8 protein-coding genes are annotated in these 13,172 nt (G+C 70.0%); 1 reads left to right on the top strand and 7 read right to left on the bottom strand.

Annotation, left to right across the window (positions count from 1 at the left end; all coding sequences use genetic code 11):
• Positions 1-411 (top strand): EamA family transporter (locus VLF38_RS14315; protein ID WP_325271917.1); only part of this gene is annotated, 411 nt, incomplete at its 5' end.
• Between the two features lie 42 nt (positions 412-453).
• Here VLF38_RS14315 and VLF38_RS14310 read toward each other — a convergent pair.
• The 7 genes from VLF38_RS14310 to VLF38_RS14280 are packed head-to-tail and all read right to left on the bottom strand — an operon-like array spanning position 454 to position 12,768.
• Positions 454-1,347 (bottom strand): caspase family protein, encoded by an 894-nt coding sequence (locus VLF38_RS14310; RefSeq protein WP_325271916.1) that lies wholly within the window; start codon positions 1,345-1,347, stop codon positions 454-456.
• Positions 1,348-1,358: 11 nt separating this feature from the next.
• A complete protein-coding gene (locus VLF38_RS14305; protein WP_325271915.1) occupies positions 1,359-3,626 on the bottom strand; it encodes a hypothetical protein in 2,268 nt (755 codons plus the stop codon).
• Positions 3,627-3,642: 16 nt separating this feature from the next.
• The gene (locus VLF38_RS14300) at positions 3,643-5,958 is read right to left on the bottom strand and encodes a hypothetical protein (protein WP_325271914.1); all 2,316 of its coding nucleotides are present in this window, start codon (positions 5,956-5,958) and stop codon (positions 3,643-3,645) included.
• Positions 5,959-5,968: 10 nt separating this feature from the next.
• On the bottom strand, positions 5,969-8,146 hold the full coding sequence (locus tag VLF38_RS14295) for a hypothetical protein (protein WP_325271913.1): 2,178 nt from the start codon (positions 8,144-8,146) through the stop codon (positions 5,969-5,971).
• A 4-nt stretch (positions 8,147-8,150) separates the two neighbouring features.
• On the bottom strand, positions 8,151-8,714 hold the full coding sequence (locus VLF38_RS14290; protein ID WP_325271912.1) for a hypothetical protein: 564 nt from the start codon (positions 8,712-8,714) through the stop codon (positions 8,151-8,153).
• Entirely contained in the window at positions 8,711-10,435 is a 1,725-nt protein-coding gene (locus VLF38_RS14285) for a hypothetical protein (RefSeq protein WP_325271911.1), read from the bottom strand. The genes VLF38_RS14290 and VLF38_RS14285 overlap by 4 nt, the downstream gene beginning before the upstream one ends.
• Positions 10,432-12,768: a hypothetical protein gene (locus tag VLF38_RS14280; protein WP_325271910.1), complete on the bottom strand. Its 2,337-nt coding sequence runs from the start codon at positions 12,766-12,768 to the stop codon at positions 10,432-10,434. Before VLF38_RS14280 ends, VLF38_RS14285 begins: the two co-directional genes overlap by 4 nt.
• Positions 12,769-13,172: the final 404 nt, after the last annotated feature.

The raw sequence follows: 13,172 nt of genomic DNA, 5'->3' as shown, positions 1-13,172 counted from the left end.
TCGTACATCCTGTGCAGCGCCGCCACCGGCCGTCGCTGGTCCGGGCTCGACGGCCTCGCGGTCGCGTCGACGATCGCAATCCTCCCCCTCACGCCGTACGCCGTCGCGGCAGGTGGCCACGACCTCCTCGACCCCACGGTGCTCGCCCTCGGCGCGGCCGTCGGCCTGCTCAGCTCCGTCGTTCCCTACTCACTGGAGATGAGCGCACTGCGTGTTCTGCCCGCGCGCACGTTCGGCATCCTGATGAGCCTCGAGCCGGCCGCCGCGGCACTGGCCGCGCTGCTGGTGCTGGGCGAGGTGCTCAGCGGCGCGCAGTGGCTGGCACTGGTGTGCGTCGTCGCCGCCAGCATCGGCGCGACCGCATCCGGCCGCGCCGCCGCGCAGCCCGCGCCGGTGCCGGTGCCGGACTGAACGACTGGGCCGGACCGAACCCGACTGCGCCGGACTGCGCCGTCACCCCACCGGCGTCGGCACCGACGTGGTCCAGCCGTGGAGGAACGACTCGTTCATCCGGTTCTGCTGGCCACGGAGCACCGGGTGCTGCTCGTGGTTGGCGAGGTTGTGCACCTTGGTGGTCAGCGCCGAGTGGAACGCCTGGTGGGTGGCGGAGTAGTTGCTGGCGTTGACGGTCTCGAGGATCGCCTTGGTGAGGAAGCCGTGGTCACTGCTCTCCCCGGCGTACTCGTCCCAACGGGAGGCCGCCAGCAGCGTCGCCTTGGCTCCCGGCACGAACTCCCGGTTGGCCTCCTCGGTGTAGCAGACCGTGGCCGGCGGCGCTGGCGCCACCTGGTGGATGTTGTTGCTCATCGTGGCGATGTCGGGCACGGCGATGCCGAACGGAACGACCGTCTTCATCGTCGCTGCGGCGGTGGCCACGAACTGCTGCGCGAGGGCGATGGTGCGCACGTCGCCGACCGGGGTGGCCGGGTCGATCATGCCGCCGGAGTGGCAGCTGTCCAGGATCACCGTGAAGTTCACCTCGGAGGGGCGGAGCTGGTCGGCGGCCTGCCGCAGCTCGAAGTCCGTGATGAACTGCCCCGAGGCCGGGATGATCGTCTGGTAGTACGTGCCGGCCGTGCTCGTCGGGTGCAGGCCGCCGTGCCCGGCGTAGTAGAGGCACGCCACGTCGCCCGGTTCCGAGGCCTTCAGGATGTAGTTGAGCGCCTTGACGATGTTGGCGTAGCTGGCCTGCTGGTTCTTGTAGATGAAGACCTGTGCAGGGTCGAAGAGGAACGCATCGATGAGCAGGTGGTACATCGCGTCGGCGTCCCGGACGCAGCCGGCCAGGTTGCTGAACCCCTGCACCGAGTAGTCGTTGATGCCGATGACGACGGCTCGCTTGGTCATGTCTCTCTCCTTCAGGCGGGGGTGGCGGTGGTGACGGCCACAAGGTCGTCGCTGGTCTCGACGGGCGGCAGCTTGGTCATCGTGTTGTCGGTGCCGACGAGGGTGATCTGGTAGCGGTAGTCCTTCTTCTTCGGGTCCATCAGCGCGAGCGCGAGCTCGACCGGGTCGGTCTGCGTCGGCAGGATCGTGAGTCGCTCCTCCCGGGTGTAGCCGTTGTCCGGGTCGGCGTAGTCGATGTCGACGAACGCCTGGCGCGTGCGGGTCGCGTCGAGCAGCGGCACGAACGAGAGCTTCAGCTCGCCGGGGAACGGGTCGTCGACCGGCAGCAGTGCCGCCCGGGACGGCTCTGTGGACACCGTCTCGCGGGTCGAGCCGTCCTTGAGGTGATGCACGAACCGGTAGGTGTACTCCCGCGCGCCCGGCTCGGTGCGCACCTTCCACGCCTTCGGTCCCGGATCCGCCTGCGTGAGGAGGAGCTGCGCGTCCTGACTGGTGCCGTTGCTCTCGTGGCGCAGGAACACGTCGATCGAGTCGACGATCTTCCAGTCCACCTTCGTCGACTGCACCTGCACGTCGAGGAAACCGACGTGCTCGTGCGGATTGAGCACCAACGAGCGGTCCTCGGTGACCGCTGGGGGCAACTCGTAGGCGAACCGGGCTCCCTTCCACTCCGAGGACGGGTCGAAGTGGAACTGCACCCCGGCCCGGTAGGAGAGGTCGAAGTCGGAGCCGAGGAAGACCTCCCACACGCCCGCCTCCGCGTCATCGGCGTCGAAGGTGAGCTCCTTGGTCTTCAAGGTCGCCGGGTCGGCCGGGTCGCCGTACTCGAGGGTGACCTGGGCGGTGCGCAGCCCGATCGCGGCGTAGTCGGTCGGCGGGTCCACCTGCACCTTGAACACCCGGAAGAAGGGGTCGTCCAGATCGACCTCGACGAAGTGGCGGGAGAGGTCAAGGTCAGCGACCAGCACCCCGAAGAACCCCTGCGGGGCGTACGTGCGCTGCGTCGCCTCCGAGCGGTCATAGGTGATCTTGACCGTCTTGCGCTCCTCCTGGTGGACGATGCGCAGCTTGAAGGAGACCACGGCGGGGATGCCGGCTCCGCTGGCATCAGGCTGCGTGCTGAGCCCTGCCGGAGGGGTGGTGGCCGGGGTCGAGGCGGGGGCGACACGCGGCGCGCCCACCGCTGCAGCCGGGGCCACGGGGTCCGGGGCGGCCGGGGCCCCCGTGCCGGCCGTCGGCGGGGTACCCGCCGGCGCGGCCGCCGGAACCGGCGTCGGGTGGTGGCCAGCCGGGGCGGCGCCCTGCCCGGTGCCGGCCGTCGGCGACGTCTCCCGCGGCGCCGCCGGCGCGGCGGGAGCGCCGGCCTCGGGTCGCGGTGGTGCCGGCGTGGTGGGCGGCCGCATCGCCGTGCCGCGCTGGAGCACGGCGGTGAGCGACTCGGGCTCCGGACGACCGCCGGAGATGACGCCCGGCGCGAGGGTCGGCTCGAACCACTGGCGCAGCAGGTTCTCCTTGAAGAAGTCGAGCGCCCAGCGCTCCTTCTCCTTCTCGTCATCCTCGCCGGTGAAGTCGACCACCTTGATCTTGATGGCGCCGTCCTGCACCAGCTTCTCGAAGGCCGCGTCGATGCCCGCCTTCACGAAGTAGACCTGCGCCTCCACGCCCCCGCTGAGCTGGTCGTAGACCCGGCTCAGATCAGCCGTGATCTCCACGTTGAGCGCCGGCCGCATGCCGGTGAACTTCAGGTCGTAGATCACCCCGACCGGAGTCGTGCCCTGCTCGAACGCCTTCCGCAGGATCACCGCGCCCTCCTGCGAGAGCGTGAGGCTGAACGCCGCGGTGTTGTCGCCCTGCAGGGACGGTACGCCGGCTCCGAGGATCTGCTCGACGGCGTTGAAAGATCCCGGTCCCGCCGGCTGCGCCACGGCGCCGCCCTCACCCTGCAGGTTCAGCGCGACGCACTGCACCGTGCCCTCGTCGAAGGGGACGACGGTCAGCCGCGGCGTACCCTTCGCGACCGCGCGCAGCCGCGACAGGATGCGCCGTTCGAGCGCCTTGTCGAGCCTCAGGTCGACCTGGAAGGTCAGGAACCCGCCGCCCTTGGCCCCGCCGGCGACCGCCGCCGGCCGGTACTGGATGAACGTGAAGGCCTTGTGACCGTCAGGCCGGTTCCCGAGCTGGACCGGCCCCGGGAGGTACCAGAACTGGTCAGGGTCGGCGTGGTCGGGAAACACGGTGATGCCCTCCACCGTGATCGATCGGCTACCGAGCAGCAGCATGGCTCCTCCAGGGGTCTCAGCCCGCCACCGGGATGACGAGCGTGGACTCACGCCCCTCCCCGGTGCGGGTCTTGGTCAGGTTGTTGGTGAACTCGGTGACCACCTCGTAGTCGAAGTGGTCGGGGCCGCCGGCGACGAAGTCGAACTCGAAGACGGCGACGTCGGTGGCCGACGTCAGGGTCCGCTCGTCATCGATCCGCGTGACGGGGTCGTCGTAGTGCAGCTTCACGGTGATGCGGCGGACCTTGTGGGCGGCGAAGTCGGCGCCGTCGGTGCGCACCGTCACCACCCGGTGGCCGGCGACGTCGGCGCGGACCATGACCCGGCGCTCCTGGGTGGAGCTCGGCGGACCGACGACGGTCTCGCCGTTCTTCTTCACCACCGTGACCCGATAGTCGACGACCCGCCGGGTCGGATCGGCCAGCGCCACCCGGAAGGTGCGCGTGGTCTGGTCGGCCTCGGTGAGCTCGAACGCCTCCTCGGCGTGAACGCCGTTGTCGGCGTCTGTGTAGCTCACGTCGACGAAGACCCGCTGCACCTGGGTCCAGTCGATCGCCGGCACCACCTCGAGGATCCGCCCGTCCGGGAAGGGGTCGCGCACGATGACCCGTTCGCCGTCCGTCGTGACCCACTCCCCGACGACGTCGCGCTGGTCGGCGGCGCGGTAGGTGATGCGGTAGCGGAAGGAGTCCAGCTCCGGGTCGATCGTGAACATCGACCAGCTCTCCTCTGCCTTCGCCTCCGTGAGCGCGATGAGGTCGGACTGCGCGATCCCGTTGCCCGGGTCGTCGTACGCCAGCTCGACCTCGACGTCGGGATAGCGCGCCCACGGGAAGTTGAGCGCCACGACCGGGACGGGCACGAGGGAGTAGAGGTCCCTCGGGTCGATCTCGATGCGGTCGCCCTTCTCGACCGTCGCGGCGGCAGTCAGCGATCGGGGCCGCTCCCCCGCGTCCACGTCGGCGAAACTGACCGTGTAGCCGACCTCGACGTCGCGGACCATCCCTCCGCCCTCGAGAACGCTGGACCACGACATCGCCTCCGTCGGGTGGTCCTTGTCGAGCAGCTTGCTGGTCTGCTTGCCGCGATAGTCGAGGTCGACGTCGACCGAGCGGATCCCGTCGCGTTCCCACTCAGCCCTCGACACCAGCTCCACCTGGCGACGCTCGAACCACGGGTCGTCGAGATCGACCTCGGTGACGAAACGGGCCATGTCCAGGCCCGGCTGCTGGAGCACCCGGAAGAGGCCCGAGAGGTGGCCTTGCGGATAGATCGTGCGTCGCACCGTGGTGCGCTCGCTCATCGTCACGTCGAGGCGCTTCTTGTCGATGCGGGTCAGATCGACCTTGCGGCGCGAGAACGCGTTGAACTCCGACATGCCACCGCTGCCGATCGCACGCAGGACCCGGCCGAAGGTCTGCACCGCGCCAGCGGCGCCGCTGTCACGGTCGACCGGGTCCAGCGACGGCTCGAAGAAGGCGTCGGTGATCATGTCCCTGACCTCGTCCATCGCCTGGTCGCGCCGCGCCACCACCGGGCTGCCGTCCTCCTCCTCCACGAAGGTGTCCGCCGTGATCTGGATGAGGCGCTCGTCCACGAGCTCGTCGATCACCTTGTCGACCGACGAGGAGTAGAAGAGCGGCACGCTGAACTCCTCGTGCTCGTCGATGTGCTTCTGCACCCGGTCCCACTCGACGTGCACCTGCACGTGGTACGCCGGACGCAGGCCCAGGTAGTCGAGCGAATAGATGACGCCGATCGGCGACAGCTCCCCGGCCATTGCCTTCTCGAAGGTCGTCACGCCCTCCTGGGTGAGCTGCACCGAGAAGGCCGCGCGCTGGCCGCCGTACAGCGCAGGCTTGGCGGCGTGACTGAGCTTGAGCACGAACTGCAGCAGCTCCTCGCCGGGTGTCGGTTCCGCCGCTCCACCGCCGCCACCCGCCGGACCGGCACCCCCTCCGGCCGGTGCCGGCAGCGGGGTCTCCTTGTCGAAGAGCATCATCCGGACCGTGCCGTCGACCACCTGGAGGTCGGCGAGGCGCGGCTGGTCGTCGAGCTGCTCGAGCCGCTTGATCTCCGTGCGGACCTCGTCCCGCAGGTCGTCCGGGAGGGCGAGGTCCACGTCGAAGTTGAGGAAGCCGCCGGTGCCGGCGCTGCCCTTGAACTTGATCAGCGACAGCTGCGGTACGTCGACCTCCTGGCCGTCCACCGTCTCCCTGACGGTGACCAGCCGCGGGGCGCCCGGCATCGCGTACCACTGCAGCGGATCGGCGTGGTCACGGAAGACCGCGACGCCCTGGATCACGTGGAACGGAGCCTCGAGATAGAGCATGGCCCGGTCCTCACGCCTGCGCCGGGAGGACCAGGGTCTCGTCGGTCACGTCCGTGCCCTCGATCGACGCGTTGGACCCGTCGGCCTTGAAGTACGTCGCCTTCCACGAATAGGCCTTCTTGGTCTTGTCCTTGAAAGGCATCTGCCAGGCGAGCGGGGTCGGCGTACCGTCCTTGAAGACCAGGTCCTCGGTCTCGTCGAGCTTCTCCTCGACGTGGTGGAGGGTGACCTTCACCAGCTTGGTGACCGCCCAGTCGACCAGATCGGCCATCACGGAGATGGGCTGGAAGAGCACGACGTCGCCGACCATCACGGTGGTGCCCTCGACCGGCGTCGACGGGATCGCCTCGACCGTGCCATCGCGGAAGCGGATATTGCCGCTGTAGGTGAGCGTGCCGCCGTCCGCGAGGATCGCCGGGAACATCCAGTCCTCGAAGGTCGACGTCTTGGTCAGGGTGACCGACTTCGTCTGGGTGAAGTCGTTGACCTGGTCGACGTACGACAGGTCGAGGAAGATCGCGTCGATGTGGTTCTCGAAGTCGCCGAACCCCCGCACCTGGACCGTCCGCGTCGAGCCGAAGGGGTCGTTGATCCGCAGCTCGGTGGAGGCAGTGGTGCGCTCGCCGCCCTCGAACTCGCGGCCGTCGGCCATGAAGTACTTGACCTGGTAGTGCACCGGCTGCCGCCGCGGCTGGAAGATCACCTTGGTCCAGTTCGCCGTCGGGTGCTCCCTGTCGAGGGTCACCGCGGTCTCCATGCGCGGCACCCCGTTGTCCTCGTACCAGAGCTCGACCTGCGCGCTCTTGACCTGGTCGAAGTTGAGGTCGCCGGGCTTGATGTCGAGGTTGAGGATGCCGATGTCGCCGACGTTGATGATGAGCGACGGGTCGTTGACCACCTTCGGCTCGGAGGTGAAGGTCTGCGCCTCGCCCTTGTAGTTGACCTGATAGGTGTAGGTGTAGCGACGGTCGTTGTTGGCGACGAACGAGGTGAACGTGCCGATCTCGTCCGGCCCGGTGAGCGCGTACTCCTCGACCTTCCGGTCGCCGGCGTTGTCGTACTCGATCTTGACCTCGACGCTGTGCAGCGGCAGCTTCTCGAAGTCGGCGTTGACGTGGGTCTTGACCGTCATCGTCCGGAAGAACGGGTCGTCGAGGTCGACGGTGGTGGCGAAGTCCTCCCACTTGTAGGGCTCGCCGTCGGGGCCCTTCATCGAGGTGATGTTGGGGATCGTGCCGCGCGGCTGCGGGTTCCACTCCATGACCTGGCCCTGCGTGAAGGTGCGGCTGAAGTTGGCCAGCCGCGTGGTCATCACCGTCATGTCGATGTTCTCGAAGTCCTGCTCGGTGTAGAGCTTGCGGATCTCCTCGGGGTTCTGGACCGGAACGTCACCCAGCACCATGCGCGTCGTCGCGTCGGCGAGGGCGGACCAGGCCCAGTCCGTGACCGCACCGATGATCTTCTGGTCGGTCACGGTGCCTGGGTCGATCGTCACGCCGCCGGAGTCGCTCTGCATCACGAGGTCGGTGATCGTCTCGGTGTAGTCGTCCTCGGAGCAGAAGTTCTCCTCCACGTCGATGTGCTGGTGGAAGGTCGAGAACTTCGAGGCGGTGAACCACACGTGGGCGGTCACCGGCGGCAGCTTCACCGGCGTCCAGATGTCGTAGGCGACCTGCACGATGCCGCCCTTCTCCTGCAGGGCCGACTCGAGCAGGGTGGCACCCTCCGGGGAGAGCTCGACGGTGATCGGGAGGATCATGTCGCCGTAGAGCGACGGGCTGGCGGGATTGTGGATCTTCTCGACCAGCGCGCCCCCGGAGTCCAGCACCGTCACCGAGGCGGTGCCGCGAAGGTAGTTGAGCTCGCCGAACCGGACCGCAGGCGCCCCGCCCTCGTGCCCGGCCTGGCGCCAGCGTGCCTCCACCCGCTCCTGCAGCGGCTCGCGAAGCGCCTCCTCCTCGGCATCCGTGACCCCGAACGCCACGTCGCAGACCAGGAAGCCGCCGCCCTTCTTGCCGTCGGCGCGGTCGATCGGGAACTTGTACTTCATGAACTTGAAGACCGGGTTGCCCTCGTCGTCCAGGCGGAACCTCGCCGTCTTCGGCAACAGGTAGGCAGTCGCGATGTCGGTGTCGTCCCAGTACGTCGTGACCCCGTTGACCACTTCGGGTGCGTCCCACTTGAGCATGGCTTCAGTCCTGTTCGTTGTCGTGACGTGCCCACACCGAGATGTCGACACTGGCGGTGACCTCGCGGTCCTTTCCGATGGCCACGCCTCGCGTGGCCGACTGCTCCAGCGCGGCGGGGTCGAGCGTGAGCCCGTGCGCATGCGCGCGGTAGACGACGCTGACCAGGCCCGGCTCTCCCTCCAGCGCGCGCCCGACGGTCGCGGCCGTCGCGCTGTCGACGGTCACCGAGAGCACCGCGGTGTACGGCGGGTAGCCGGAGCTGGTCGACGTGGCCAGCACCCGCACCCCGTCCGGTCCGTGCAGCCGCAGCTCGACCACGGGCACGTCCCTGACCGCGCTCCGGAGCGCGAGGCCGGGAGCAAGGTCCCGGCGTACCGCGTCCTCGGGCATCGGCCAGCAGAAGCCGGCCTGGACCACGGCCGTGGCGCCGAGCGGGACGACCTGCAGCGCGGGGGCGCCCGGGTTCTCGGGCTGTGGCCGGCCGGGCACGACGAGCACGCCGTCCGTGCTGGTCGCGACGTAGGCACCGTCAGGCAGGGAGCGCGCCTGCCCCGCCGTCGCCTTCACGCCGGCACCCCTGCGAGGTCGAGGGGCTCGTCGTACCGGCGCACGGGTGACCACGACCCCGGCTCGGTACCCGCCTGGACGACCCGGAACTGGTAGCCGGAGCGGAACGGGTCGTCGGCGAACCAGGTCCACGTCCGCTCCGGGTGGTCGGGCGTCAGCGTGACCACCGCGCCGTCGCCGTCGCTGGTCTCCGGGCGGAGGGCCACGGCGGTCAGGCCACCAGCGCCGGCGGACACCTGGAGGTGGTGAGGCCCCCACGCGGCCAGCAGGTGGCGCCCGAGCCAGAGGGGCTCCGGCGGGTAGGGCCCGAGGTCGAGCGTGCCGGTACCTGTGCGGCCGGTCAGCCGGACGGCCATCGTCATGCCGCCGCCGGCCGGGACAGCCAGGTCGGTGCGCGGCTCGGTGAGCTCGAAGTCTGCGCGGCCGACGAACGGCTGGCCGTCGGCGCTGCGGAACTCCACGTGGACGCGCGCGAGCTCGAGCAGGGCCGCCTCGACCTCGACGGGGACGAACCGCACGGGGAAGTCGCCGGGCCGCAGCGTGAACCGCTCGCCGTGGAAGGCGACCGGCTGACCGCGGAGCTCGTGCACCTCCTGGTTGCCCACCACGATCGCCCAGGTCTGTCGGACGAAGTCGGGCTCCTCCCCGGGCGCCAGCCGCAGGGTCACGCTGCCGGTGGGACGGTCCTCGCCGAGGTCGATCGTCGCGGTCACCGCCTGCGGTCGCTCGGGTGGTCGGGGCGCCGCAGTGATGTCGACGCCGCACGCCTCCATGCCGGACTGGCGGGTCGGCAGGTTGGCCAGGACCGACACGGTCCGCCAGCCGGCCGGGACCGGGTCGAGCTCGACGCCCGGCGGCTCGTGATCCGCGAGGTGATCGGCGACCTCGGAGAACTCGTCGAAGAGCGGCAGGGTCAGGAGGTGCTCGCGCCAGGTGACCACCTCCTCGGCGAGATCCCATCGCCAGGTCCCGGGGGCCTCCGGCGCAGGAGGTACGAAGCCGGGCCAGCGCGACCTGATCCGGTCGGCCAGCACCTGCGCGAACGCCTCGTCGGCAGGCGGTGCGCCCGTCACGTCGACAAGGATGCGGTGGTCGCCACCGCCATCGGGCAACACGTCGGTGCGCAGGCTCGCGACCACATCCGCCCGGCGCACCCGGCCGTCATGGCCCCGCGGGAGAGAGTGGAGCCAGGCGCTCAGCAACTGCGGGGCCACGGTGACCACCAGGTCGGCTCGGGCGCCGACCCCGGCGACCTCCACGACGGAGTCGGCCCGGACGCCCGGCGCAGCGCTCTCGACGACGCCGCGCAGCATCATGATCTCCTCAGGGCTGACCCGTTCGCTCCAGGTGACCATGCCGACGCCGTCCCAGGCCAGGTCGGTCACGCGACTCATCCCGACCATGCGGAGGCTGCCAGCAGCCAGGGTGGCGGGCACGGCCCGCGCCTCGGGGCGCTCGGCCCGGGCAGCCTCGAGCACCTGGTCCAACGGCCGGTCGGCCTCGAGGGTCATCGTGACCACGCCGTGCGACTCGGGCCAGGTGCCGGTGCGGGCCCGGAACCTCTGCATGAGGAAGGCGGGGCGGCCGTCCGCGCGACGGGAGAGCCGCAGCGCCCGCGGAGGCACGAGCACCAGCGCCGAATCCTCGAACCCCCGGTAGCCGGCGGTCGCTCCGTCGAGACCGACCGGAGCGCCGAGGTCCGGCAGCCCACGCAGGCTCATGCGACGTCACCGGTGACGACGAAGAGCACTGCGCTGGTCGCGGTCTTCCAGTCGGACACGGTCTGACGGTCGGCGCGCACCGCGATGACGCGATAGCGGTATGTCCCGGCGTCCTCGCGGCGCATCACGACGTCGCCGAAGGGCAGCGGCACCGTCGCCTTGACCTCGAGATGGTCCGGTGGCTCGAGGGCCACAGTGGCGGTCAGCCCGCCGCCTGGCGGGCCGATCTCGACGACGATCGCGAGGATCCCGTGATCGGCGTTGAACATGGCGGAGGGCGTGCGCACGGAGACCTCGCGCTGCAGGAACGACGTGGTCTCGTCGCAGACCGCGTCCCAGATCGCTTCCGCGTCAGGGATCACCGTGAGGTCGGCCTCGATTTCGGGGCGCTCCCCCGCCGCCAGTCGGAGGGTGAGTGACTCGCTGGGCGCCAGGGGTGCCGCATCGGCGGCCGGGGCACCCTCGACCGCCACCGGGGTGCCGGCCACCGAGGCCCGCACCGCGTCGACCCGCACGGGGCTCTCTGCCACATTGGTCAACACCGCGTCGAACCCGTCGTCGCCCGTGCGCTGGCCCAGCTCGAGCTCGACGGCCGTGCCCGCGAGATCGTCGAAACGCGCCAGGAACGGCACCTTCTCCGCCGGCCGGTCGGGGTGGTCGAGACGCACCTCGACCTCACCGCCGACCATGGCTGCGCCGCCACCCTGGAGCGCGTCGAACATCCGCTGGAACCGGCCGAGCGGCAGCTCGAAGCCGACCCGCAGGACCGTGCGCAGGTCGATCACCGCGCCCGGCATCTCCTGCGCGGCCTCCCCCGGAAGCGCCATCCGCAGGGTGAGCCGCTCACTGTCCGCGATCAGCGGCTGCAGCTCGACGGTCGCGCCGGGCGAGCCGGGACTCGCCTTCGCGGCGATGCGGCCAGCGGCGTCGGCGAGCCTCCGCGGATTCACCCACGCCGCCGCGGCGAGCACGACAGTCGCCGCGGTCTGGTCCACGGTGCCATCTGCGGAGTCGAAGCGCACGGACATGAAGGGGGCCCGGGGCCGGTCGGGCAGACGGGCCAGCTTGAACGCGTCGGGCAGGTAGTAGGCCACCTCGGGGCGCGCTGAGCTCCGGTAGTACGAGTGGAAGGCACCGTCGAACTCGAGCTGGTCGAGCACCAGGGCGCCCGGGTCGCCCGTCGCGCCGACGCCGACGAAGACGGAGCCAAGCCCTGGCGGGAAGACGAACGGCTGCGGGGCCGGGACCACCTCGACCGACCGGGTGGTGCGGCGGTAGAGCACCACTGTCTCGACCTCGGGCCCGGGGCCGAGCGGGCCGACCGTGCCCGGCTTGGTGCTGGGCAGCGTCTCGATGATGACCCCGTCCCGGATGCGACCCAGGCCGCCGTCCCTGCCTCGGAGCCGCCCGACGAAGCGCATCGGCGCGTCCGCGGGTGGAGGCTCGGGATCGGGGACGGGCTCGGGGGCGGGCTCTGGCTGGGGCACCGCCACGTCGGCGAACAGCGGGCCGCGGAACGCCACGTCCCGCACGAGCGCGTCGAGCACGGTGCCGTTCAGGACGGCCTCGTCCACCGGCGTACGGTGGACGACCGCGGGGTCAGGGTCGTGGAGCGGGTCATCGCGGCGCACGGGTTCGAACTTCAGGATCCGCGGGCTGATCGCGAGGCCCGCGTCCAGCACGACCGGCGAGACCTCCGTGGCGAAGATGTCGATGCGCGGTGGGCGTGGAAGCTCGCGCGTGATGGTGACCGGCAGGGCCACGTCGATGAGGCGGCGGACCACGAGACGGGCGCGGTTCTCCGGACGGGTCAGGGCCCAGAAGAGGTCGTTGATCTCGGTGGCCGCACTGACGGTCAGGGCGATCCGGGTGCCGCCGTCGACCTGCTGCACCTCGGAGAACTCCAGCTCCCGCCGCGCACCGGCCAGCTCGGCGGGCTCGACGACCAGGACCGCGCTCACCGTGTGGTCCAGGGGCTTCGCATCCGGTGCCGCCTCCAGGACCCCCTCGGCCGCGTACGGCTCGAGGACGACTTCGAGCGTCGCGCCCGCGGCTCCCTTGCTGAAACGGACCCGTAGCTCCTCACCTGCACCCGATCGCTGCGTGGCGACCCGGTAGGCAGGCAGGTAGAAGCGGGTGGCCGGGTCGAGCGGCGCCTCGAAGATCATCCGGTCGTCGGGCGAGTCCGACGGCGCGATGGGGACGGTCATCGCACTGCGGTTCTCACCGGTCTGCGGCTTGATCGCAGACAGCAGCTCCCCGAGGTCGGGCCGGAGGAACTTGGTCGCCGCGATGTCGTGCAGGAACCGGTCGTTCCTGCCCAGCACCGTCAAGGAAAGCTCGTTTCCCATTGTCCACCTCGAAGCAGACGTGGTGATGCCCTGAACACGCGAACGGGCGCACCAAGAACGGCAGCCAAAAGCAGCGGATGCCGAAATGGAACGCGAAGGTCGCCATTTACCGATATGGCGATCAAGAAAGCGCCTGGCCGCTGCTCCCGAGCATCAAATGCGGCCTCGTTTGACATCTTTCCGACCCGCGCGTGCGGTTGTCAATGGTCCACATAATTCGGTCAATTCCGGCACTGGCGCTTTCCATTTGCGGGGGTGGATTGCGACGCGTTTCCTTCGCCTTTTGGCGACCAGGCCAAGGGGACTGGCGACCGACGGCAGGTGCGCACGGGGCGAAATGCCGACCTGTGAAGATCCGATAATGCGACGATCTTTCTCACGATCCG

Origin of the sequence: Nocardioides sp., from assembly GCF_035481145.1 — a bacterium.
Lineage (GTDB): Bacteria > Actinomycetota > Actinomycetes > Propionibacteriales > Nocardioidaceae > Nocardioides.
The sequence above is the reverse complement of the archived record's forward strand: the minus strand, read 5'-3'. Positions and strand labels throughout refer to the sequence as shown.

Bases quoted from the DNA above. Each gene is read 5' to 3' on its own strand.
- VLF38_RS14310 (WP_325271916.1), bottom strand. From the start codon at position 1,347: ATGACCAAGCGAGCCGTCGTCATCGGCATCAACGACTACTCGGTGCAG.
- VLF38_RS14305 (WP_325271915.1), bottom strand. From the start codon at position 3,626: ATGCTGCTGCTCGGTAGCCGATCGATCACGGTGGAGGGCATCACCGTG.
- VLF38_RS14300 (WP_325271914.1), bottom strand. From the start codon at position 5,958: ATGCTCTATCTCGAGGCTCCGTTCCACGTGATCCAGGGCGTCGCGGTC.
- VLF38_RS14295 (WP_325271913.1), bottom strand. From the start codon at position 8,146: ATGCTCAAGTGGGACGCACCCGAAGTGGTCAACGGGGTCACGACGTAC.
- VLF38_RS14285 (WP_325271911.1), bottom strand. From the start codon at position 10,435: ATGAGCCTGCGTGGGCTGCCGGACCTCGGCGCTCCGGTCGGTCTCGAC.